This window comes from Streptomyces sp. NPDC051105, from assembly GCF_040682795.1.
In the GTDB taxonomy this organism is placed as follows: Bacteria; Actinomycetota; Actinomycetes; order Streptomycetales; family Streptomycetaceae; genus Streptomyces.
The window spans coordinates 3,768-25,521 of the sequence record NZ_JBFBBR010000023.1; the positions used below are offsets into that span (position 1 = coordinate 3,768).

22 protein-coding genes are annotated in these 21,754 nt (G+C 71.3%); 13 read left to right on the forward strand and 9 right to left on the reverse strand.

Annotated elements, in window-relative coordinates; translation table 11 throughout:
* On the reverse strand, positions 1-255 hold a 255-nt coding region (locus AB0N16_RS37810; RefSeq protein WP_365804907.1), incomplete at its 3' end, for a hypothetical protein.
* A 232-nt stretch (positions 256-487) separates the two neighbouring features.
* Between AB0N16_RS37810 and AB0N16_RS37815 the strand changes: the two genes are divergently transcribed.
* The 3 genes from AB0N16_RS37815 to AB0N16_RS37825 all read left to right on the forward strand — a co-directional run bounded on the left by AB0N16_RS37815 (position 488) and on the right by AB0N16_RS37825 (position 3,141).
* Positions 488-1,186, forward strand: coding sequence for an aquaporin (locus tag AB0N16_RS37815; RefSeq protein WP_365804909.1), 699 nt, complete (start codon positions 488-490; stop codon positions 1,184-1,186).
* Between the two features lie 115 nt (positions 1,187-1,301).
* On the forward strand, positions 1,302-2,759 hold the full coding sequence (locus AB0N16_RS37820; protein ID WP_365804911.1) for a catalase: 1,458 nt from the start codon (positions 1,302-1,304) through the stop codon (positions 2,757-2,759).
* Positions 2,760-2,880: 121 nt separating this feature from the next.
* Positions 2,881-3,141, forward strand: a complete 261-nt coding sequence (locus AB0N16_RS37825) for a hypothetical protein (protein WP_365804913.1) — start codon at positions 2,881-2,883, stop codon at positions 3,139-3,141.
* A gap of 26 nt (positions 3,142-3,167) precedes the next feature.
* Here AB0N16_RS37825 and AB0N16_RS37830 read toward each other — a convergent pair whose 3' ends face one another.
* Both AB0N16_RS37830 and AB0N16_RS37835 read right to left on the reverse strand, forming a co-directional pair.
* A complete protein-coding gene (locus tag AB0N16_RS37830) occupies positions 3,168-5,846 on the reverse strand; it encodes a LuxR C-terminal-related transcriptional regulator (RefSeq protein WP_365804915.1) in 2,679 nt (892 codons plus the stop codon).
* 328 nt (positions 5,847-6,174) lie between these two features.
* Positions 6,175-7,494 (reverse strand): glutamyl-tRNA reductase, encoded by a 1,320-nt coding sequence (locus AB0N16_RS37835; RefSeq protein WP_365804917.1) that lies wholly within the window; start codon positions 7,492-7,494, stop codon positions 6,175-6,177.
* A 470-nt stretch (positions 7,495-7,964) separates the two neighbouring features.
* Here AB0N16_RS37835 and AB0N16_RS37840 point away from each other — a divergent pair, with 470 nt between their 5' ends.
* The 7 genes from AB0N16_RS37840 (at position 7,965) to AB0N16_RS37870 (ending at position 14,314) form a co-directional block, all read left to right on the forward strand.
* Complete coding sequence (locus AB0N16_RS37840) at positions 7,965-8,741, forward strand: HipA family kinase (RefSeq protein ID WP_365804919.1); 777 nt, start codon at positions 7,965-7,967, stop codon at positions 8,739-8,741.
* Between the two features lie 29 nt (positions 8,742-8,770).
* Complete coding sequence (locus AB0N16_RS37845; RefSeq protein WP_365805087.1) at positions 8,771-9,187, forward strand: DUF3037 domain-containing protein; 417 nt, start codon at positions 8,771-8,773, stop codon at positions 9,185-9,187.
* A gap of 152 nt (positions 9,188-9,339) precedes the next feature.
* Entirely contained in the window at positions 9,340-10,101 is a 762-nt protein-coding gene (gene fabG, locus AB0N16_RS37850; protein ID WP_365804921.1) for a 3-oxoacyl-ACP reductase FabG, read from the forward strand.
* Positions 10,102-10,143: 42 nt separating this feature from the next.
* The gene (locus AB0N16_RS37855) at positions 10,144-10,905 is read left to right on the forward strand and encodes an SDR family oxidoreductase (protein WP_365804923.1); all 762 of its coding nucleotides are present in this window, start codon (positions 10,144-10,146) and stop codon (positions 10,903-10,905) included.
* 232 nt (positions 10,906-11,137) lie between these two features.
* A complete protein-coding gene (locus AB0N16_RS37860; RefSeq protein WP_365804925.1) occupies positions 11,138-12,712 on the forward strand; it encodes an ABC transporter substrate-binding protein in 1,575 nt (524 codons plus the stop codon).
* Positions 12,713-12,804: 92 nt separating this feature from the next.
* Complete coding sequence (gene ung, locus AB0N16_RS37865; RefSeq protein ID WP_365805089.1) at positions 12,805-13,491, forward strand: uracil-DNA glycosylase; 687 nt, start codon at positions 12,805-12,807, stop codon at positions 13,489-13,491.
* Positions 13,492-13,813: 322 nt separating this feature from the next.
* On the forward strand, positions 13,814-14,314 hold the full coding sequence (locus AB0N16_RS37870) for a hypothetical protein (RefSeq protein ID WP_365804927.1): 501 nt from the start codon (positions 13,814-13,816) through the stop codon (positions 14,312-14,314).
* Positions 14,315-14,490: 176 nt separating this feature from the next.
* On the opposite strand, the gene AB0N16_RS37875 is transcribed toward AB0N16_RS37870, so the two are convergent.
* A complete protein-coding gene (locus AB0N16_RS37875) occupies positions 14,491-14,964 on the reverse strand; it encodes a hypothetical protein (RefSeq protein ID WP_365804929.1) in 474 nt (157 codons plus the stop codon).
* Positions 14,965-15,076: 112 nt separating this feature from the next.
* A complete protein-coding gene (locus tag AB0N16_RS37880) occupies positions 15,077-15,589 on the reverse strand; it encodes a DinB family protein (protein ID WP_365804931.1) in 513 nt (170 codons plus the stop codon).
* A gap of 95 nt (positions 15,590-15,684) precedes the next feature.
* On the opposite strand from AB0N16_RS37880, the gene AB0N16_RS37885 reads away from it, so the two are divergent.
* Positions 15,685-16,596: a Gfo/Idh/MocA family oxidoreductase gene (locus tag AB0N16_RS37885; protein ID WP_365804933.1), complete on the forward strand. Its 912-nt coding sequence runs from the start codon at positions 15,685-15,687 to the stop codon at positions 16,594-16,596.
* Here AB0N16_RS37885 and lnt read toward each other — a convergent pair.
* Positions 16,514-18,088: an apolipoprotein N-acyltransferase gene (gene lnt, locus AB0N16_RS37890; protein WP_365804935.1), complete on the reverse strand. Its 1,575-nt coding sequence runs from the start codon at positions 18,086-18,088 to the stop codon at positions 16,514-16,516. The genes AB0N16_RS37885 and lnt overlap by 83 nt on opposite strands.
* Before the next feature lie 77 nt (positions 18,089-18,165).
* The gene (locus AB0N16_RS37895; protein ID WP_365804937.1) at positions 18,166-18,651 is read right to left on the reverse strand and encodes a nuclear transport factor 2 family protein; all 486 of its coding nucleotides are present in this window, start codon (positions 18,649-18,651) and stop codon (positions 18,166-18,168) included.
* Positions 18,652-18,921: 270 nt separating this feature from the next.
* On the opposite strand from AB0N16_RS37895, the gene AB0N16_RS37900 reads away from it, so the two are divergent.
* Positions 18,922-19,662 carry an SDR family oxidoreductase gene (locus AB0N16_RS37900; RefSeq protein ID WP_365804939.1) on the forward strand — a complete coding sequence of 247 codons (741 nt, stop codon included), beginning with the start codon at positions 18,922-18,924 and terminating at the stop codon, positions 19,660-19,662.
* A 14-nt stretch (positions 19,663-19,676) separates the two neighbouring features.
* Here AB0N16_RS37900 and AB0N16_RS37905 read toward each other — a convergent pair whose 3' ends face one another.
* Positions 19,677-19,856 carry a hypothetical protein gene (locus AB0N16_RS37905; RefSeq protein ID WP_046727191.1) on the reverse strand — a complete coding sequence of 60 codons (180 nt, stop codon included), beginning with the start codon at positions 19,854-19,856 and terminating at the stop codon, positions 19,677-19,679.
* 423 nt (positions 19,857-20,279) lie between these two features.
* Here AB0N16_RS37905 and AB0N16_RS37910 point away from each other — a divergent pair, with 423 nt between their 5' ends.
* Complete coding sequence (locus AB0N16_RS37910) at positions 20,280-20,645, forward strand: DUF4440 domain-containing protein (RefSeq protein WP_365804941.1); 366 nt, start codon at positions 20,280-20,282, stop codon at positions 20,643-20,645.
* Positions 20,646-20,673: 28 nt separating this feature from the next.
* Here the strand turns inward: AB0N16_RS37910 and AB0N16_RS37915 are convergent, their stop codons facing one another.
* Positions 20,674-21,549: an undecaprenyl-diphosphate phosphatase gene (locus AB0N16_RS37915; RefSeq protein WP_365804943.1), complete on the reverse strand. Its 876-nt coding sequence runs from the start codon at positions 21,547-21,549 to the stop codon at positions 20,674-20,676.
* Positions 21,550-21,754: the final 205 nt, after the last annotated feature.

Genomic DNA, 21,754 nt, shown 5'->3' on the forward strand with positions numbered 1-21,754 from the left:
GGCGATGCGGGCGTGGCCGAGTCGGGGGGCCGCCTCCCCGGCGATGCGGGCGTGGCCGAGTCGGGGGGCCGCCTCCCGGCGATGCGGGCGAAGCGGGCGGCCGGGCCGAATCTCGATGCCCCAGCCGTCGACGAGTTCACCGGCGACGGCCGCCGTGATCCCCCTCGCATGGACGCGGACGACGGTGCCCGGCCACGCCGGCGCGACGGATCCCCCCGGGGAACGACAGGGTTCCCGGAACGAAGGGCCGCCCACCAGCCGTCTCCTCCGACCTCACCAAGGTCGTGTGACGCGCGCCTCACCAAGTGTCGACCGGTCGTCGGCCCGTCCTCAGGGCGTTCCTCGTCGCTTCCGACGACGGGTGGCTCAACCTGCGGTTCGGACATATGCCCTGAAAACCACAAAAATCAGGTGATGTCGATTCATCAGGGCGGACAGGAGGCTGAGTGCGTCGGGCAGGCCGAACAGTAGGAAAGGGAGCACCATCATGGCAGGAGCAATCACGCGAGAGGGAGCGGCCACGTACGCGGTTCCTCTCCCGCAGTACGGGGTGGCGGCGCGGAAATACGTCACCGAGTTCATCGGCGCGTTCTTCCTGACGTTCGCGGTCGCGGTCGCCGCCTTGAGCGGCAGTGTGTTCGTGCCGCTGGCGGCGGGCGCCACCCTGATGGTCATGATCTACGCCGGCGGGCACATCTCCGGCGGCCACTACAACCCGGCGGTGACACTGGCGGCGCTGGTCCGTCGCCGGATCGGAGTCCGGGACGCGGCCGCGTACGTGGTCGCGCAGGTGGTCGCCGGCGTCGTCGCCGGGATCATCGCCCGCGCGGTGGTCAACCCCGTGACGGCCAGGACCCTGACGCTGTCCGGGCACACCGAGGCGGCCGCCGCCGTGGTCGAACTGCTGGTCACCTTCGCGCTCTGCTACGTCGTGCTGAACGTGGCCACCAGCAAGGACCAGCCCGACAACGGGTTCTACGGGCTCGCGATCGGTTTCACCGTCGCGGCCGGCGCGTTCGCCGTCGGCGGCATCTCCGGCGGTGTGTTCAACCCGGCGGTCGCGCTGGGCGGCGCCACGGCAGGGCTGTTCGGCTGGTCGACGATCTGGGTCTATCTCGTCGTCCAGCTGGCCGCCGGCATCGCGGCGGGCCTGGCCTTCCGGGCGCTCAACCCCGGCGACAAGTGACCGAGCACGGACCGTCAACGGTCCTGTACACCCCGGGAAAGGCCGGCCCCGGGTCGGTTCCCCCCGATCTTTCCACCACCCCGCATTCCCCCACGCGCCTAGAGGAGAACGGTCCATGACCAGCATCCAGCCCAAGCCGACGACCAACGACGCCGGTATCCCGGTGGCCAGCGACGACCATTCACTGACCGTCGGCCCCGACGGTCCGATCCTGCTGCAGGACCACTACCTGATCGAGCAGATGGCCAACTTCAACCGGGAGCGGATCCCGGAGCGTCAGCCGCACGCCAAGGGAGCGGGGGCGTTCGGACACTTCGAGGTCACGAACGACGTCAGCGCCTACACCAAGGCCGCGGTGTTCCAGCCCGGCACCCGCACCGACACGCTCATCCGGTTCTCCACCGTGGCCGGGGAGCAGGGCAGCCCGGACACCTGGCGGGACCCGCGCGGGTTCTCGCTGAAGATGTACACCTCCGAGGGCAATCTCGACCTCGTAGGGAACAACACCCCGGTGTTCTTCATCCGCGACGCGCTGAAGTTCCAGCATTTCATCCGGTCGCAGAAGCGCCGCGCCGACAGCGGGCTGCGGGACAACGACATGCAGTGGGACTTCTGGACCCTGTCCCCGGAGTCGGCGCACATGGTGACCTGGCTGATGGGCGACCGGGGCATCCCGCGGACCTGGCGGCACATGAACGGGTACTCCAGTCACACCTACTCCTGGCTCAACGCCGACGGTGAGCTGTTCTGGGTCAAGTACCACTTCATCACCGACCAGGGCATCGAGTTCCTCACCCAGGCCGAGGCCGACGACCTGGCCGGCAGGGACGGCGACTACCACCGGCGTGACCTGTTCGAGGCGATCAGGCGCGGGGAGTACCCGAGCTGGACGCTGAAGGTGCAGATCATGCCGTTCGAGGACGCCAAGACCTACCGGTTCAACCCGTTCGACCTGACCAAGGTGTGGCCGCACGGCGACTATCCGCTGCAGGAGGTGGGCCGGCTGACGCTGGACCGCAACGTGAGCGACTTCCACACGGAGATGGAGCAGGCCGCGTTCGAGCCGAACAACCAGGTGCCCGGCACCGGGCTGTCGCCGGACAAGATGCTGCTGGCCCGTGGGTTCTCCTACTCCGACGCGCATCGCGCCAGGCTTGGGGTCAACTACAAGCAGATCCCGGTGAACTCGGCGAAGGTCGAGGTGCACTCGTACTCCAAGGACGGCGTGATGCGTGTCCGCAACGTCTCCGACCCGGTGTACGCGCCCAACTCCTACGGCGGCCCGCAGGCCGACCCGGTCGCGGCCGCAGAGGTGCACTGGTCCGCCGACGGCGACATGGTCCGGTCCGCTTACACGCTGCGCCGTGACGACGACGACTGGGGCCAGGCCCGCACCATGGTCCGCGAGGTCCTGGACGACGCCGAGCGGGGCCGGCTGGTGTCCAACATCGCCGGCCACCTGCTGAGCGGCGTGTCCGAGCCGGTGCTCGAACGCGCCTTCCAGTACTGGCGGAACGTGGACCAGACCCTCGGCGAGCAGGTCGAGAAGGCCGTCCGTGACGGGCAGCCCTGACCGACGGTCCCAACCCGCCCACGGGCCCGGCGCCGACAGGCACCGGGCCCATTCCCCCGAGGTCCGGAACAGCAGGCGTCCGGCATGGAACAGCCCAGACTCTGGGCGGAAGGCTGGCGACATGAACATTCCGACGACATCCGCGTGCTACGAGATCCGGTTGCGCGGGCACCTGAGCCAGACCTTCCTCGGCGCGTTTCCCGGCCTGCGCGCCGAGATCCAGGGAGCCGAGACCCTGCTGAGCGGGACGCTGCCCGATCGCGCCGCGCTGCATGGCGCGCTGGCCCAGATCGAAGCTCTCGGCCTGGAGCTGATCGAACTCCACCGCTGCGACGGCACGCCCGTGAGCGGCCGGGTCCACGGCAGGCGCCGCCAGGCCTGACACCCGCGCCGGGCCCGAGACCCGTCTCAGGACCTGCGCGAAGAGGGGGCAAGCAGGCCCAGGGCCCTGGCTCGCCCCACGGCCTGGCTACGGCTGTGGGTGCCGAGTTTCCCGTACAGGTGCCGCATGTGTGTCCGCACGGTGTTCACCGACAGGGACAGCTCGTCGGCGATCTCCGGTGCCGGCAGGTTCGTCGGCAGGTAGCGCAGGACGCGGGTCTCACTGTGGGTCAGCGGCTCGCGCAGCCGCGCCGGTGCGCCGGCCGCCGGCGCCGCCTGCTTGCCGGCCAGGAGGTCGAGGATCTCGGAGATCATGGCGGCATGGGCGGTGCCGCGCCGGGCGTGCCGCTCCAGCACTCCCGGTGCGGGGTGAAGGAGGAAGGGCAGCAGAGCGGCGTCGGGCTCGACGAGATCGAGTGCCTGTTCCAGGGTGCGCTCCGCGGCGGCCTGGTCGCCGAGCGCATCGCGTGCGAGCGCATCGAGCAGGAGGGCTTGAATCTGCCAGCCCCGGGGTTCCATGAGCGGGGCGGAGCCGTCGAGGACGGGCGCGAGCGCGGCGATCGCCGCCAGGGGTTCGTCCCGGTCCAGCCACAGCGCCGCCGTGGCGACCCGTGTCTCCCCGGTTTCGAGCTCCCACGTGTCCATCTCGGCCAGGGCCTGTTCGACACGCTGCCCCTCACCGAGCCGCACCCATGTGTGCAGCTGGAACGCCCGCGCTTTCGTGGAGAGCGGATGACGGGCGGCGACCAGACCGCTCACGTGCTCGGCCGCGCGGAGACCGGCCAGCGCGTCCTCGTCGCGGCCACGGGCCAGGTCCAGCAGCCCGCGGCCGTAGTGCAGGATCAGGACGGTCACCGGATCGGCCTCCTGGTGCACCGTCCGCTCGGCCCGCTCCAGCCACGGCTCCGCCTCGTCGAGCCGTCCCCGCCAGAGCATGTGCAGGCCGAGCGCCACATGCGCGGCCGTGACGATCCGCTCGTCGGCCCAGCCGTGCCGGTCGGCCAGCTCCATGGCCCGCCGGCCGCGCTCGGCGGCCACGGCGAGCTCCCGGCTGAGCGCCACGACCGCCCAGTGCGCCAGCCCCAGGATCTCCAGATACGGCCGCTCGATCCGGTGGGACAGTGCGACGCCCCGTTCGAGGTGCCGGTCGGCGTCTTCGTACCGCTGGCACCAGGTCTCGGCGATGCCCAGGCTGATCAGCGCCAGGGCACGCAGCTCGGCCCCGCGTTCGAACTCCGCCGCGTCCAGGGCGTCACCGCGGGCGAGCAGCCGCTGTGCTTCCTCGACCACGGCCGGCAGGTCGCCGCGCTGGCGAGCCAGCAGGAGCCGCACCACGGTGACCATCAGATCGACATGCTCCCGCCGGTCCGCGGACGTCGGCGCCGAGCCTCGGGTGGCCAGGGCCAGCCATCGCTCCGCCTCCGCCAGCGAGCCGTTCACCGCTTCGTCGAAGGCGGCCAGTGTCGTGAGCTCCCCGTCGGCGGAGATCATCTCGGCGGGGAATCCGGCCAGCAGCGCGTGGGCCGTGGCGGCCTGTCCGTCCAGGCCGACACCGATCCAGTGGTCCGAGAGCAGGCGGCCCGCCGGACCCCAGTCCCCCGCCGCCTGGGCGTGCCGGACCGCCTCCACCGGATAGCCGTGGTCCGCGTACCAGCAGGCCGCGGTGCGATGCACCGCGGGCACCTCGTCCGGAGCGGTACGTCGCAGTTCCAGCTGGAGCAGGTCCGCGAACATCGTGTGGTACCGGAACCAGGACCGCCGCGGGTCCAGCGAGATGACGAACGCCCCGGCCTCCTCCAGGTCCTGCAAGGCCCGCTCCGCGCCGGAACTCCCCGCCAGGAGGTCGGCGAGTTCGCCGTTGACCCGTTCCAGCACGCTGGTCCGCAGCAGCAGTCGCCGGACCTCCTCGCTCTGCCGCTCCATCACCTCGGCCAGCAGGTAATCGGCCACTGTCCGCTCGCTGCCGGCGAACCCGGCCGCGAATCCCTCCGGGTCCGGATGCCCCTCCAACGAGAGTGCGGCCAGCCGCAGGCCCGCAGCCCATCCCTCGGTCCGTTCGTGCAGCCGCGCGAGGGTGGCCCCGGCCAGCTCCACCCCCGCGCCGTGGAACAGCGCCGCCGCCTCGTCCAGGCTGAACCGCAGTCCGTCTGCGCGGATCTCGGTGAGTCCCGCCTCCAGTCGCAGCCGGTGCAGGCCAAGGCGCAGATCCCGCCGGGTGGCGAGCACGAACCGCAGCTCCGGCGGCGCGCGCATCAGCAGCAGTTCCAGCTGGCGTTGCGCCTCCGTCGAGACCAGCTCGTGCAGGTCGTCGATGATCAGCCAGACCGGGTCCGCCAGCGGCGCCAGGTCCCCGAGCAGTCGCTCCACGATGGTCCACCCGTCCAGATCCGGCGCTTCCGTCAACGGCCGGACCAGGCCGGACCCGACGTCCGTGGCCCGCAGCGCGTCGCACACGGTGATCCAGAACCGTTGCGGGTCGCGTTCCTCGCGCTGCACCGAGACGCTCGCGGCACGCTCCGCCAGGCCTGTCTCGCGGACCCAGGACCGCAACAGGAAGGTCTTCCCGCTGCCGGCCGGCGCCGACACCGTGGTGACGCGTGCCGCTCCGGCAAGCCGTGCGTACAGCGCGGGGCGGGAGACGATCCGACCCCGGACAGCAGGTGCCGTCCGATCGTCGGCGCTCTGGAAGGGGCCTGCAGTTCTCATGGCCGTCACGGTGAAGTGGGCAGGGGCATGGTGCGCACTTCCGACCATCGCACAGGTCGGTGGTGAGTGCCCTCGGACGGGTGTCTCACCTTCGAAATGGGAGGGTTCTCAGAGCCAGGTCGATCTCACCGCCGAGCTGGGCCTCGCGAGCGCGCCGGCGCACCCTCCGGTGCCGCCGCCCCGGTGCGGTCGCGCCCGGCCGACGCCGCCCGGCGTCGTCACCCGGACGATCTCCACCGGTCGGCCGGTCCGCTCGGTGATCATGCCGGCCACCCGCCGGGACCGGCCATCGGGCTCCTACGGCTGCCGAGTCGCAGCGGCTGTGCGTTCACGGGAGCTCCTCCTGCCCCGGGGTGGGGGCCCGGGTGACCGCCTGGACCGCGCAAGGATCGAGATCGAACAGGATTCCCAGTGCCGCCGCGTAGTCCTCGCCCTTCGGCGAGCCCGCGAGTTCCTTCACCCGTACGGTCGGCTCGTGCAGGAGCTTGTCCACCACCCGCCGCATGGACTGAGCCATTTCGGCAAGGACACGGCCGCTCGGCGCGTCGGGGCCCAGCCGGCCGGTCAGTCTGGCCAGTTCGGCGTCGACCACGCCGACCGCCCTGGCGCGCAGCGCGACGACGAGGGGAGCGACCCGGGCGGCGTCGACCGCCGATCGATAGGCGGCAAGTTCGGTCTCCAGGATCGCCCGCACCGCAGCGAGGTCGTCGGTAGCGGCGCCGGTCCGGTTCTCCCTGAGCGCGTCCATGCCGATCACCGTCACGCCCGGCAGGTCGGCCACGGCGGGCTCCACGTCGCGGGGCATCGCCAGATCCAGCAACACCAGGCCGCCGCACCGCTCGACGCGGACCATGTCGGCGGTGATCACGTACCCCGCCGCACCGGTGCAGCAGATCACGACGTCCGCCTCCGCCATGGCGGAGGGCAGGTCCCCCAGGCCCACGACCCGGGTCAGCGACGCGCCCGGCCGGGCGGCCAGCCGCTCCGCCTTCCGGCGGGTCCGGTTGGCCACCACGATCGTGGCCGCCCCGCTCCTGGCCGCGGTCGCCACCGCCAGCGCGCTCATCGACCCGGCCCCGACCACCAGCACATCCCGGCCCGTCAGACCCCGCTCGCCCAGACGCGGCGCGGCGAGCTCCACCGCCAGGCCCAGCAGACCGGCCCCGGCGCGGCCGATCCCGGTCTCGGCCCGGGTTCGTTTGCCCGCCCGCAGCGCGACGCGGCCGAGGTCGCCCAGGACCCGTCCGATGGTGCCCTCCCGCGCGGCCAGCCTGATCGCCGCGCGCACCTGGCCGACGACCTGCTCCTCGCCCACCACCATCGAGTCCAGCCCGCAGGCCACGGTCAGCAGGTGGCTGACCGCGCGGTCCTCGTAATGCACGTACAGGTGGGGGGTCAGGTCATCGAGGGGGACCCCGGAGTGCCGTGCGAGCAGCTCGCAGATCACCGTCACACCGGCGTGAAATCGGTCGACGTCGGCGTACACCTCGATCCGGTTGCACGTCGAGACCACGAACACCTCGGCCACGGGCTCGGCCAGCGCCACGTCATGCAGCAGCTTGCCGAGTGTGTCCCCCGTGACCGAGACCCGGTTCAGGAGGGCCATCGGCGCGCTGTTGTGGCTCAGCCCGATCGCCAATACGCTCACCGCTCCTCCTCGTGTCCGTCAGCCACGCACCAGCCTCCGGCGCGGCTTGGTGAACGCACATCGCCCGATCCTGGTGATGTGCGCCGACCGCTCCCGCGCGGGCGGCGTCGGCGAGCCCGGCCTCGCACCGCGGGCGGGAGCACAGTGGCTTCTTCGCCGCCGCGGAGAAGGCGTCGCGGCGCATACGAGACCGCAGTGGCTGCTGGAGACGGGGGACTCTTGGGTGACCTTGGCGCGGTGGATCTGGCACTGCTCGCTCGCGATCACCCTCGGTTATTATGCTCACTTCATGTCGGAGGCCGGCAGGGACGCTACCGCCATCGACGGACTGCTTGGGGAGCGGAGAGATCGGCAGGGCGGCCGAAACTCCCCAGATTCCGCCCAGGCCCGTTGACGGATGATTCCCGCTGCTGAGCCCCCGCCAAGTCGGCCGTTGATCGCAAGATTGAAGAGATAGGTGGCCTGGGAAAGTGTTGAAAGAGGTCACCGCGACCCGCTATGTCACGCCCCTGCGTGAGGGTGGCTCACTGCCGGGGCTCGTCGAGGCCGACGACTTCGGGACGTACGTCATGAAGTTCACCGGCGCGGGGCAGGGCCGCAAGACACTGGTCGCCGAGGTCGTCTGCGGTGAACTCGCCCGCCGGCTCGGGTTCCGGATGCCCCGTCTGGTCACCGTCGAACTGGACCCCGTGCTGGGGCTGGGCGAACCCGAGCAGCAGGTGCAGGACCTGCTGCGGGGGAGCGGCGGCACCAACCTCGGCATGGACTTCCTCTCCGGCGCCCTCGGCTTCGACCCGCTCGCCTTCGCGGTGAGCCCCGAGGAGGCCGGGCGGATCGTCTGGTTCGACGCGCTGATCAACAACGTCGACCGCTCCTGGCGCAACCCCAACCTGCTGGTGCACCGCGGCGACCTGTGGCTCATCGACCACGGGGCCACCATGATCTGGCAGCACAACTGGCCCGCCGCCGAGGCCTCCGCCGCCCGCGCGTACGACGCCGCCGACCACGCGCTGAGCGGCTTCGCCCCCGATGTCCGGGCGGCCGCCGCGGAGTTGGCGCCCCGGGTCACCGAGGACCTGCTCGCCGAGGTCACCGCCGAGATCCCCGACGTCTGGCTCGCCGACGAACCCGGCTTCGACACCCCCGACGACCTGCGGCGGACCTACGCCCGGCCGCTGCTCGCCCGGGCCGCCGTCATCCATGAGCGCATCACCGGCGTCGAGCCCCGCACCAAGGGAGCAAAGTGAGCCAGAACCACATTCACGTGGCCGGACATGTGGTCGAGCGGCACATCACCCGGTCCGGCCAGGGCGGCGACCGGGATGTCTTCGAGTACGCCCTGCTGCGTGTGGTGCCCCGCGTGGAGCGCGGCGAGTGCATCAACGCGGGCGTGATCGTCTACTGCCGGGCCAAGGCCTACGTCGGCGCCCGCACCCATCTCGACGAGGCCCGGCTGCTGGCCCTGGACCCGGGCGCGGACGTGGCCGGGGTGCGCGCCGCGCTCGGGGCGGTCGAGAGCGTCTGCGCGGGCGGGGAGGCGGCGGGGCAGGCGGCCGGCGACGACCCGGGGCGGCGCTTCCGGTGGCTCGTCGCCCCCCGCTCGACGGTCGTGCAGCCCGGTCCCGTGCACACCGGTCTCACCCTCGATCCGGCGGCCGAGACCGCGCGGTTGCTGGACCTCCTGGTGAGGTAATGGATCACACCCGCGCGGGGTGACGTTGACACCGCGTGCCAGGGCTTCTAGCGTCACGTCTGCTGAAGGTACTAAGCGGTCGCTCACCGCAGGGCGGGCTCCGCGAGCGGGCTCACTCGATCAGGTTCTCTCAAGGGCGAGGAGACACAGGAATGTCCACCACAGAGCAGCGGGTCGCGGTCGTCACCGGTGCCGCACGCGGGATCGGCGCCGCCACCGCCGTACGACTGGCCGCCGAGGGCCGCGCGGTCGCCGTGATCGACCTCGACGAGGCCGCCTGCAAGGACACCGTGGAGAAGATCACCGGGGCCGGCGGCAAGGCGATCGCGGTCGGCGCCGACGTCTCCGACGAGGCCCAGGTCGCCGCCGCGATCACCCGGGTCGTCGAGGAGCTGGGCGCCCCGACCATCCTGGTCAACAACGCCGGCGTGCTCCGCGACAACCTGCTGTTCAAGATGTCCGCGTCCGACTGGGACACGGTCCTGAACGTGCACCTGCGCGGCTCCTTCCTGATGACCAAGGCCGTCCAGCAGCACATGGTCGAGGCCGGCTGGGGCCGGGTCGTCAACCTGTCCTCCTCCTCGGCGCTCGGCAACCGCGGCCAGGCCAACTACTCCGCCGCCAAGGCCGGTCTGCAGGGCTTCACCAAGACCCTCGCCATCGAGCTCGGCAAGTTCGGCATCACCGCCAACGCCGTCGCCCCCGGCTTCATCGCCACCGAGATGACCAAGGCCACCGCCGAGCGCGTGAAGATGGGCTTCGAGGAGTTCAAGGCAGCCGCCGCCACCCAGATCCCGGTGCAGCGTGTCGGTGAGCCCGAGGACATCGCCAACGCCATCGCCTTCTTCACGAACGAGGCGGCCGGCTTCGTCTCCGGCCAGGTGCTGTACGTGGCCGGCGGACCGCTGGACTAGCGGGCACCAGGGACTCACCAGGGACTATCGAGGATCACCGACATGACTGAACTGCCCGAGCTGTCCGGCAAGGTCGCCATCATCACCGGCGCGAGCCGCGGCATCGGCTACGGCGTCGCCGAGGCGCTGATCGCCCGCGGCGACCGGGTCGCCATCACCGGCCGCAACGAGGACGCCCTCAAGGAGGCCGTCGAGAGCCTCGGCTCCGAGCGGGTCATCGGCATCGCCGGCAAGGCCCACGACCTGGCCCACCAGAGCGAGGTCGTCGAGCGCACCATGGAGGTCTTCGGCCGCGTCGACTTCCTCGTCAACAACGCCGGAACCAACCCGGTCTTCGGCCCGATCGCCGACGTCGACCTGGACGTGGCCCGCAAGGTGTTCGAGACCAACGTGGTCTCGGCCCTCGGCTTCGCCCAGAAGACCTGGCACGCCTGGCAGAAGGACAACGGCGGCGCCATCGTCAACATCGCCTCCGTCGCCGGTCTGTCGGCCTCGCCGTTCATCGGCGCCTACGGCATCAGCAAGGCCGCGATGATCAACCTGACCCAGCAGCTGGCGCACGAGTTCGCGCCGGGCGTCCGGGTCAACGCGATCGCCCCCGCGGTCGTCAAGACCAAGTTCGCCGAGGCCCTGTACGAGGGCCGGGAGGCGGAGGCCGCCGCGGGCTACCCGCTCAAGCGGCTCGGCGTGCCCTCCGACATCGGCGGCGCGGCCGCGTTCCTGACCTCGGAGCAGTCCGACTGGGTCACCGGCCAGACCCTCGTGGTCGACGGCGGCATCTTCCTCAACGCCGGCATGGCCTGACGGCACCACAGACCGTCCGGGCCGCCTCCGGGCGTCGTCTTCGTCACAGACATTTCGTCCCAGGAACGACGGAAACGACGCCCGGATCGCCGTACAAGATCCGCACAGCTGAATGACAACGTCGTCATAGCACATTCGATCAACGCCCGTGTTTCCGGGGCGGTTCAAGGAGGACAACGCTGCGGTATGGTCTGCCGCCGACCCCTGGTATGGCGGATCGAGGAGCGAGCGCGTGTTCAACCGGAACCGAGGCCTTCGAAGAGTGGCCGCTGTCGCGTCCATAGCCCTGGTGGCCGGCTGTGGAGTGTTCTCCAGCACCGGTACGGGTGACAGCGGGCCGATCGTCGTCGGGACCACCAGCGCCCCCAGCACCCTCGACCCCGCCGGTTCCTGGGACGGCTCCTGGGAGCTGTTCCGGAACATCTACCAGAGCCTGCTCGCCTACCCCGACGGTGCCACCGCCCCGCAACCCGACGCCGCCGAGAACTGCGCCTTCACGGACTCCGGCAAACGCACCTACCGCTGCGAACTGCGCTCCGGCCTGAAGTTCGCGGACGGCGACGCGCTCGACGCGGAGGCCGTCAAGTACTCCATCGACCGGATCCGGACCATCAAGGCGCCCAGCGGACCCGCCGGACTGCTCGGCAGCCTCGACCGGGTGCAGGCGCTCGGTGACCGCGAGGTGGTCTTCCACCTCAACAAGACCGACGCCACCTTCCCGTTCGTGCTCGCCACCCCGGCCATGTCGATCGTCGACCCCGACGACTATCCCGCGAGGTCGCTGCGCAAGGACGACTCCGTGTACGGCTCCGGGCCGTACACCCTCAAGGCGTACGACGACAAGCGGGCCGAACTCGTCCGCAACGACCGCTACCAGGGCTTCGCCGACCGGCAGAACGACGCGGTGACCATCCGCTACTTCCAGGACTCGGCCACCATGGTCAAGGCCCTGCGGTCCGGGGACATCGACGTCACCTACCGTGGCCTCGCCGCCTCCGACATCGTCGCCCTGGAGGCGCACGCCGACACCGACCTGCAACTGGTCGACGGCACCGGCACCGACATCAGCTACCTGGTGTTCAACCCCGCCGACCCGTGGGCCAAAGTGCCCGCCGTGCGCAAGGCGGTGGCCCAGATCGTCGACCGCTCCGCGATCGCCCACAAGGTCTACAAGGGCACCGTCGACCCGCTCTACTCCATGGTCCCGGCGGGCCTCACCGGCCACACCACCGGCTTCTTCGACGACTACGGCGACCCCAGCACCTCCAAGGCCCGCAAGATCCTCGCCGACGCCGGCATCACCCAGAGGGTCCCGCTCACCTTCTGGTACACCACGGACCGCTACGGCTCCGAGACCGGCCGGATGTTCCAGGAACTCAAGCAACAGCTGGACGACTCAGGGCTGTTCACCATCACCCTCAGAAGCCGGCCCTGGAAGACCTACGTCGTCGGCTACCAGAAGGGCGAGTACCCGGTGTTCGGGCGCGGCTGGTTCCCGGACTTCCCCGACGCGGACAACTTCATCGCCCCGTTCGTCGGCGAGCAGAACGCGCTCGGGACGCCGTACCCGTCCCCCGTGATCACCGGCAAGCTGCTGCCCGAGTCGCGCACCGAGAGCGACCGCGGCGAGGTCGTCAAGGAGTTCAAGGAAGCCCAGCAGATCCTCGTCAACGACGCCCGGCTGATCCCACTGTGGCAGGGGCGGCAGTATGTCGCGGCCAGCGACGACATCTCCGGCGGCGAGCGGGCGCTCGACCCGTCGACGATCATGATGATGTGGGAGCTGCACCGCAAGACCAGCTGGTGAACCGCTGTGCGAGGGCGATTGTCAGTGGCCGCCTGTAGGTTCTTGGGCATCAGCAGGAACTGCAAGTGACCGCACATCGTGAGGACGTTGACGTGACCGACATCGCCATGCTGCCCGAGTCCTGGCGCGGGGTTCTGGGCGACGAACTGCAGCAGCCCTACTTCAAGGAGCTGGCCGAGTTCGTCGAGGAGGAGCGGGCGAACGGCCCTGTCTACCCGCCGCGCGAGGAGGTCTTCGCCGCGCTGGACGCTACGCCGTACGACCAGGTCAAGGTGCTGGTCCTCGGCCAGGACCCGTACCACGGCGAGGGCCAGGGCCACGGTCTGTGCTTCTCCGTCCGCCCCGGCGTGAAGATCCCGCCGTCCCTGCGGAACATCTACAAGGAGATGAAGGAGGAGCTGGGCTGGGAGGAGACGCCGGACAACGGCTATCTGATGCCGTGGGCCCAGCAGGGCGTGCTGCTGCTCAACGCGGTGCTCACCGTCCGCGCCGGTGAGGCCAACTCCCACAAGAACAAGGGCTGGGAGAAGTTCACGGACGCGGTGATCCGCGCGGTCGCCGAGCGGCCCGACCCGGCGGTCTTCGTCCTCTGGGGCGGCTACGCGCAGAAGAAGCTCCGCCTGATCGACGAGACCCGGCACGTGGTCGTCCAGGGCGCCCACCCCTCCCCCCTGTCCGCGAAGAAGTTCTTCGGCTCCCACCCGTTCACCCAGATCAACGAGGCGGTCGCGAAGCAGGGCCACCAGCCGATCGACTGGCGCATCCCGAACCTGGGCTGAGCCCGCGGGACAGGGTGCCGGGGCTACGGGGGTGTCGGCCGACGGGGGGCGGGGCCGCCGGGGCGGTTCGGCGCGGTGCGGGCGGGTGGGGGGCGGTCGCCCGCAGGGCGGGCTGGTGGGCGCGGCGGTTGTGCGCGGTGAGCGGACGGCGATCCGGTCCGAGTGGGGAGCCGGGGGCGGTGGTCCCGCGGGATGTGGGCCGCTCGGGCGCGGGGCCGGCCGGTGCGTGGGAACACGTTGGTTTCGGGGTGGGTCGGATGGCACTGAGGGGTCCCGGTGGCGGTTAGCGTCGTCGGAGACAGCGGAGAGCTCGGAGGACCTGGTGGCGGAGCGACAGGAGCGCACGGCACCCGATGCCGTGCTCACACGGATCGGGCAGGTCGTGATGCTGCACCACGCCGGGGACCGTGAGGAGGCCCGCCGGCGCCTGCTCGACCTGTGGGCGGAGCTCGGCGAACACGGCGAGCCGTTGCACCGCTGCACCCTGGCCCACTATCTGGCCGACACCCAGGACGACCCGTCCGACGAACTCGCCTGGGATCTGAGGGCGTTGTCGGCGGCGGACGAGGCGGCGGGAGCCGAGGGACTGCGCGGTTTCTACCCCTCGCTGCATCTGAACCTCGCCGCCGACTACGTCAAGCTCGGCCGCACCGAGGCCGCCCGCACCCATCTGCGCCGGGCCCGCGGCGCAGCCGCCGCCCTCGGCGACGACGGGTACGGCGACGGAGTGCGGGCCGCGATCAGCCGCCTGGAGCTGCGGCTGGGGGAGGACGACACGCCGGACGGCGACTCCTGGGGCCCACCACGGCAGCGGCCCAACTAGCGGCGGTCCGGTCGATCCGGGGTCTGGTCGGAATTTCGTGACGGTCACGATCGTGTGGTCCGCGCGGGGCTTGGGGGGCGTCCTCAGCACGACGACCATGCACGCCGCCGCCGTCAAGATGCTGTCGGGCCGACCAGACCCCGGTCGCCGTTCACCGCACCACGGCCGGCGCCTCCTCAACGCCCGTACGTCTGCTCGCAGATCCGCGTCTCCGGGCTGTCCGTGCGCCAGCCGCCGTACTGCCTGCCGAGGGCGCACACGTCCGGGGCCTTCGGCACGGACCCGGAGAGATCGGGGATGTCGGTCCCCGGGCCGCGGGTCCGCTGGGGGTGCGGGTGGGGGTGGGGGGCGGCCGCGCGCGGGGCGGGGGTCCGGTGGTGGGCCGGGGGAGGGGGCGCCGGGGCGTGGGCGGCGGTCGGCGTGGCCCGATGGGCCGGGTGGGACGGGCCGACCATCTCCAGGGCCTCCTTGACCGGCGCCTGCACCACCCGGGGCTCGGCGGACCCGTCCGGGCGGGGCACCGACGGTTGTGAGGGCGCCGCACCGGGCGGCGGGCCGGGCGCCGCCGGACGCTGGACCGTCACGCAGCCGGAGAGGGCCGAGACGGTCACGGAGACCAGAAGCGCTGCGGTGGTGGTCGTTCGATGCACCCGCGCAACTCTGCTGGGTCCGCACGGAGGTTGACACCGCCGACGGGAGATTGGTGCCCCGCACGGGTGATCTCGTGCCCCGTACGGGGGACCGGCAGGTGCGAGGCTGACGTCAGTCGCCGGTCGCGCCGTCGATACGCTCCCGGATCAGGTCGGCGTGGCCGTTGTGCCGGGCGTACTCCTCGATCATGTGGGTGTGGATCCAGCGCAGGCTGATCTGCTCGCCGGTGCGGCGGTGGCGGCCCTTGGAGAGGTCGTCCAGGCCGAAGTCGGCAGCGTTGCGCCGGGCGGCCTCGATCTCGGCCTGCCAGCTCGCGTACGCCTCCTGCCAGGTGTCCCCCTCGCCGAAGTGGAACTCGCCGTCCGGCTCCGCGTCGCTCCAGTAGAGCGGGGGTGCCGCCTCGCCGGCGAGAACCCTGCGGTACCAGGACCGCTCCACGTCGGCCATGTGCCGCACCAGCCCCATGAGGGACAGCGGGGACGGTTCCACCGAGGCGATGGCGAGCTGGGCGTCGGTCAGGCCCGCGCACTTCATCGCGAGGGTCTGCCGGTGGAACTCCAACCAGCCCTCCAGCATGGCGCGTTCGCCGGCGTCGACGGCGGGAAAACGGCGTTCGGTCGTCATGCCCGGCATCCTCGCCCATCCCGCCCGATCCCACCACGGAATATCGGCCCGTATGCTTCCGGACAGGCACATGGGCAACCGCTAGGGGAGCGTCAGTGAAGGTCGGCTGCATCGGACTCGGCGACATCGCGCGCAAGGCGTATCTGCCGGTGCTGGGCGCCCAGCCGGGCCTCGAACTCCATCTCCAGACCCGCACCCCGGCCACCCTCACCGAGGTCGCCGACAGCCTCCGGCTGCCCGCCGACCGCCGGCACGCGACCCTCGACGACCTCCTCGCCCAGGATCTCGACGCCGCCTTCGTGCACGCGCCCACGGCCGCCCACCCGGAGATCGTCACCCGGCTTCTGGAGGCGGGCGTACCGACGTACGTCGACAAGCCCCTCGCTTACCGGCTCCACGACTCCGAGCGCCTTGTGACGCTCGCCGAGGCGCGGAACGTCTCGCTGTTCGTCGGCTTCAACCGGCGCCACGCCCCCGGTTACGTCCAGTGCGCCGACCACCCGCGCGAGCTGATCCTGATGCAGAAGAACCGCATCGGACTGCCCGAGGAACCCCGCGCGATGATCCTCGACGACTTCATCCATGTCGTCGACACCCTCCGCTTCCTCGTCCCCGGCCCGGTCGACGACATCACCGTCCGCGCCCGCGTCGCCGAGGGGCTGCTGCACCACGTGGTCCTGCAACTGTCCGGGGACGGTTTCACCGCGCTCGGCGTGATGAACCGGCTCAGCGGCTCGGCGGAGGAGATCCTCGAGGTCTCCGGTCAGGACACCAAGCGCCAGGTCCTCAACCTCGCCGAGGTCATCGACCACAAGGGGCAGCCGACGGTCCGGCGGCGCGGCGACTGGGTGCCGGTCGCCCGGCAGCGCGGCATCGAAGGGGCCGTGCTCGCGTTCCTCGACGCCGTCCGCGCCGGCAAGGTGCTCAGCGCCCGGGACGCACTGGCGACTCATGAGCTGTGCGAGCAGGTGGTACGAGAGGTTCGGCGGCACTCCGGCGCAGCCTGACCGCGCGCAGCCCCTCGGTCAGACAGAGGCCGGCCAGCACCAGCAGCGCGCCGTCCACCGTCCAGTCGCCGTACCGTACGAACGGTGTGACACCGCGGGCGATCGGCACCTCGTACACCTGTGCCCTGCTGGCGTCCGTGCCCAGCCACGGACCCAGCCGCTGCCCGGCGGGGCCGTACACCGTGGAGTCGCCGGTCAGCGTGGCGTGGACCATGGTGCGGCCGGTCTCGGCGGCCCGCAGAGCGGCCAGCGAGGCGTGCTGTTCGGGGGCCCAGCTGTGCTGGAAGGACGAGGTGGAGGTCTGGCCTATCAGCACCTCGGCACCGTCCTGGGCGAGATGCCGGCTCATGTCGGGGAACGCGGTCTCGAAGCAGACCATGGGGCCGACCCGCAGCCCGTGGCCGACGTTCATCACCACCTGCTCGGTGCCGCGGCGCCGGTCCTCGCCGGCCGCCTTGCCGACCGAGGTGGCCCAGCCGAGCAGGGAACGGGCCGGTATGTACTCGCCGAACGGGACCAGCCGCATCTTGTCGTACCGGTCCCCGGTCGGGCCGTCCGCGCCCACCAGGAGGGAACTCTTGTAGATGCCGGGCCGGTCGGAGCGCCGGGCGTCCACGTTGACCAGGATGTCCGCGCCGGTCTCCCGGGAGAGGGCGGCGATCCGCCGGGCGAGGTCCGGCCGGTCACCGAGGTCGTACCCGACGCTGCTCTCGCCCCAGACGATCAGGTCGGGGCGCTGCCCGGCCAGTTGCCGGGTCAGCTGCTCCTCGCGGGCGAAGCGCCGGTCACCGCTGTCGGTGCCGTCGACGATGCCGGGCTGTACGAGGGCGATGCGGACATGGCCGTCGACGTCCGGGCGCGGTGACCACGCCCAGGCGGCGGAGGTCGCGGCGGCCGTGGCCACCAGCGAGGCCACCGCGGGCACCCGTGCCTCGCGCACGGAGACGAGCACGGTCAGCGCCACGTTGACGGCCACGACCAGGAAGCTCAGCAGCCACACCCCGCCCACGGAGGCCAGCCGCAGCGCGGGCGTCACCTGCCACTGGGTGGCGCCGAGCATGCCCCACGGCCCGCCCAGCCCCTGCCAGGACCGCACCAGCTCCACCATCAGCCAGCCCGACGGCAGCACCAGCACCGCGGTCGCGGCCCGCCCCGGTGACGGCGCCCCGCCCAGCAGCCGGCGGGTCAGCACGCCCCAGGGCGCCCAGAGCACACTCAGCAGCCCGGCGATCAGGAAGATGAAGACGTGCAGGCTCGGCAGCAGCCAGTGGTGCACGGCGACCATGAACCCGAACCCGCCGCACCAACCGTCGTAAGCCGCCCGCCGCCCGGTCGGCGCCGAGCGCGCCAGCAGCAGCCAGGGGACCAGGGCGACGTAGGCGAACCACCACAGCGACGGTGCCGGAAAGGCCAGTACGGGCAGCGCGCCCGCGAGCGCCGCCGCGCAGGAACGCCGCCACGGAGAGGTGAGCCAGCGCTCGACGGTCCTCATGCATCGCCTCCTGCCTGCGGGGGCCTTCCAGTGTGCGGGACAGGCGGGGAGCACCGACAGGGGGCATGGACGCGGGCTCAGTCCGGTACGGCCGCCGCGCGCTGGTCGCTCATCCTGCGCCACTTCTCCTCGACGACCACCTGGCGCAGCCGCCAGCCCTCCCGGGTGCGCAGGAACGCGAAGGCGTAGCGGCCGCCGCACACGAAGTCCGGGGCGGTGGAGGCGCCTTCGGCACCGGCGAACCGCATGGGGTTGATGTAGTCGGCCTGGAGGTGGGCGGTGTCCCCGGCGTCCTGCTCCAGGATCCCGAACCGCACCTGGCGGTTGACGATCAGATGCTGCCGCATCGAGAACAGGGTCAGGCTCTCCGAGAGCCACCCGGCCACCTGCCCGGCATCCCCCTCGATCCCGCCGGCCGACCGGTAGTCGGCCCGCCCGTCCGCGGTGAACAGTCTCCGGTACGCCGTCCAGTCCCCGTCGTCGACGGCCACCGCGTAGTCGGTGACCAGTCCGTCCACGGCCAGCCGGTCCATCACGGTCGCGAGCTCCACGCGCTGCGTCATCGGCTCAGTGTTGGGTACGGGGCGAGCACAGCCAAGAGGTGTGGGCCATATGCGGGTGATATTCGTCGTTGTTCGAGCCGGCCCGGCCCCGACCTCGGTCACGTGTGCGATCAGTGAGTCCGACAAGAACGCGAGTTCGGCGAAATCCTCGGTCGTCCCTGGGGGCACACGAGGACGGCTGCCCGGAGTGTGGCCGTGCCCGGTGGGCGAGCGGGCGCTCGCCTGTCTTCGGCCGTAAGATCATCGCCCGGTCGGTCTCAGGAGGCTCGTATGACACGTCCCGTCACCGTCGTCACCGGTGGGAGCCGCGGTATCGGCGCCGCGACCTGCCTGCGGCTCGCGGCTGATGGGCATGACGTCGTGATCGGCTACGTCCGGGACGCGGGCGCCGCCGAGACGGTCGCCGAGGGGGTGCGTAAGAGGGGGGTGCGTTGTGTCGTCGTAGCGGTGGACACGGCCGTGGAGGCAGACGTCGAGCGGCTGTTCGACACGGCGGAACGGGAACTGGGTGCCGTCACCGGGCTGGTCAACAACGCCGCCGTGACCGGGCCGCTGGGGCGGCTCACGGACGTGGACAGCGCCGATCTGCGGCGGGTCGTCGAGGTCAATCTGCTGGGTACGCTGCTGTGTTCACGGCGGGCCGCCCGGCTGATGGCGGAGCGCGGGAACGGGGCGATCGTGAACGTGTCCTCGGCGGCGGCCACGCTCGGCAGCCCTGGCGAGTACGTGCACTACGCGGCGACGAAGGCGGCCGTGGACGCCCTGACGGTGGGCCTCGCCAAGGAACTCGGACCGGACGGGGTGCGGGTCAACGCGGTCGCGCCCGGAGCCGTCGACACCGACATGCACGCGGCGATGGGCGACCCCGGACGGGCCCGGCGGATCGGCGCCGCAGTGCCGTTGGGGCGGGCCGGCCGACCGGAGGAGATCGCCGCCGCCATCGCCTGGCTGCTGTCACCGGAGGCCTCCTACGCGACGGGCACGGTGCTGCGGATCTCCGGCGGGCGCTGAAACCCGGCGCCGGGTCAGGCCGCCTCGATGATCCGCCCGCGGATCGCCTCGGCCCACTCGACCACCAACAGCTCGTACTCCGACCGCTCCTGGGCCGACAGCGTTCCGCCCGCACGCAGCCACAGCGCCCGGATGTGCTCGTTGACCTCGGCAGCAGACCGCGCGGAACCAGGGGTTCGGGAATCGGGGGACATACCGAACAGCGTAGGGGCAAGAACTGACCGTGCGCTACCAGGCGGCTACGCAGACCGTATGGGGTTGGTCACGGGCGGAACGGCGGGCGGGGCGCCGAGCCTTGGCATTTGCCGGGTGGGTGGTCGCGACGCGGATACGGCGGTACGCCCCTGCCCTGGCCTTCGCCCTCACCGGAGCCGGTACGACGCCCTCGAAGCCCGGGCGAACGGCGGGCGTTGGGGGTTGGCCGAGATAAGCCGCCCAGCCGCTCCCACACCACGAACGACCGCCCCCGCGCTCACGCCGTAGTCATCCTCCACCAGCGCTCACGCCGTCGTCCTCTGCCGGAGGGGCACTCAGAGCGTCGTCTTCTGCTCGAGCTCGGCTGATCCCGAGCGCGATATCCGCTGTGCCGGGGCGGGGCGAGGCCGTAGCCTGCCCGCATGACGGACCGGGACGAGCACGCGGTACAGGCGGCCATCGACGGGGAGTTGCGGCTTCTCGACCCCGAGGTGCGTGCCTCCCCGGACCTCGTCCTGGAGCTTCTCGACCCGGAGTTCACCGAGATCGGGGCGTCCGGGCGCCGCTGGGACGCGGTGTCGATCCTCACGGTGACCAGCGGAGGTTCGGTGTCCGCGGAGTCGCCGGTCCAGGTGAGCGAGATGTCCGGGACCCTGCTCGCACCCGGCGTCGTCCACCTGACGTACTTCGCGGACCACCAGGGGCGCCGCGTCTGGCGCAGCTCCCTGTGGCGGCTGACGGAGACCGGCTGGCGGATGTACTTCCACCAGGGCACTCCGGCCGCCTGACGCACCGTCTGGCGTACCGCCTGAGGTACTAGCCCGCCGACTCCGCCGCGTGCGGGCTCAGCACGTCCGCCGAGACCAGGGCGATGATCACGATGCCGAGGGCGATGCGGTACCAGACGAACGGCATGAAGCTCTTGTTGGAGATCCACTTCATGAACCAGGCGATGACCGCATATCCGGACGCGAAGGCGATCACGGTCGCGAACAGGGTCGGGCCCCAGGCCACGTGGCCCTCGCTCACCGAGTCCTTGACCTCGAAGGCGCCGGAGGCCAGCACTGCCGGGATGGCGAGCAGGAAGGAGTAGCGGGCCGCCGCCTCGCGCTTGTAGCCCATGAACAGGCCGCCGCTGATGGTGGCGCCGGAGCGGGAGACGCCCGGGATCAGGGCGCAGGCCTGGCAGAGACCGTAGATCAGGCCGTCCTTCACGCTCAGGTTCTCCAGCGTCTTGCGCTGCTTCGGCGCCCGGTGCCGGCCGCCCGTCTCGTCGCGGGCGGCCAGCCGGTCGGCGACGCCGATGACGATGCCGACGACGATGAGCATGGTCGCCGTGATCCGCAGATCGCGGAACGGACCCTCGATCTGGTCCTTGAGTGTCACACCCAGCAGGCCGATCGGGATCGAGCCGACGATCACCAGCCAGCCCATCTTGGCGTCGTGGTCGCGTCGCATCGTCTTGTCGAACAGCGACCGGAACCAGGCAGAGACGATCCGCCCGATGTCCTTGCGGAAGTAGATCAGCACCGCGGTCTCCGTGCCGATCTGGGTGATCGCCGTGAAGGCCGCACCTGGGTCCTTCCACCCGGAGAAGGCCGCGGTCAGCCGCAGATGCGCACTGGAGGAGACGGGCAGGAACTCGGTCAGCCCCTGGACGAGTCCGAGGATCAGCGATTCGAACCAAGACATGAAGGTACGGCGTCCCAGGGGTGAGAGAGAGGCTGGCGGACGCGCGGGCGCGCGTGATCATGCGTGTGCAACGGCAGCGTAGCGGGCCACGATGACGGCCCGGACACAGGGGTTCGGCGGGTGGACACGAGCGCGGGGGGTGTTGACCGGCCTGGGCACCGCCGCTTACGTTTCCCCAGGAGAAAGCGCTTGCTCCCGCACATCG

Bases quoted from the DNA above. Each gene is read 5' to 3' on its own strand.
- AB0N16_RS37830 (WP_365804915.1), bottom strand. From the start codon at position 5,846: ATGAGAACTGCAGGCCCCTTCCAGAGCGCCGACGATCGGACGGCACCT.
- AB0N16_RS37910 (WP_365804941.1), top strand. From the start codon at position 20,280: ATGACGGACCGGGACGAGCACGCGGTACAGGCGGCCATCGACGGGGAG.
- AB0N16_RS37895 (WP_365804937.1), bottom strand. From the start codon at position 18,651: ATGACGCAGCGCGTGGAGCTCGCGACCGTGATGGACCGGCTGGCCGTG.
- AB0N16_RS37825 (WP_365804913.1), top strand. From the start codon at position 2,881: ATGAACATTCCGACGACATCCGCGTGCTACGAGATCCGGTTGCGCGGG.
- AB0N16_RS37905 (WP_046727191.1), bottom strand. From the start codon at position 19,856: ATGTCCCCCGATTCCCGAACCCCTGGTTCCGCGCGGTCTGCTGCCGAG.
- AB0N16_RS37815 (WP_365804909.1), top strand. From the start codon at position 488: ATGGCAGGAGCAATCACGCGAGAGGGAGCGGCCACGTACGCGGTTCCT.
- AB0N16_RS37900 (WP_365804939.1), top strand. From the start codon at position 18,922: ATGACACGTCCCGTCACCGTCGTCACCGGTGGGAGCCGCGGTATCGGC.
- fabG (WP_365804921.1), top strand. From the start codon at position 9,340: ATGTCCACCACAGAGCAGCGGGTCGCGGTCGTCACCGGTGCCGCACGC.
- AB0N16_RS37880 (WP_365804931.1), bottom strand. From the start codon at position 15,589: ATGACGACCGAACGCCGTTTTCCCGCCGTCGACGCCGGCGAACGCGCC.
- AB0N16_RS37915 (WP_365804943.1), bottom strand. From the start codon at position 21,549: ATGTCTTGGTTCGAATCGCTGATCCTCGGACTCGTCCAGGGGCTGACC.
- AB0N16_RS37820 (WP_365804911.1), top strand. From the start codon at position 1,302: ATGACCAGCATCCAGCCCAAGCCGACGACCAACGACGCCGGTATCCCG.
- AB0N16_RS37855 (WP_365804923.1), top strand. From the start codon at position 10,144: ATGACTGAACTGCCCGAGCTGTCCGGCAAGGTCGCCATCATCACCGGC.
- lnt (WP_365804935.1), bottom strand. From the start codon at position 18,088: ATGAGGACCGTCGAGCGCTGGCTCACCTCTCCGTGGCGGCGTTCCTGC.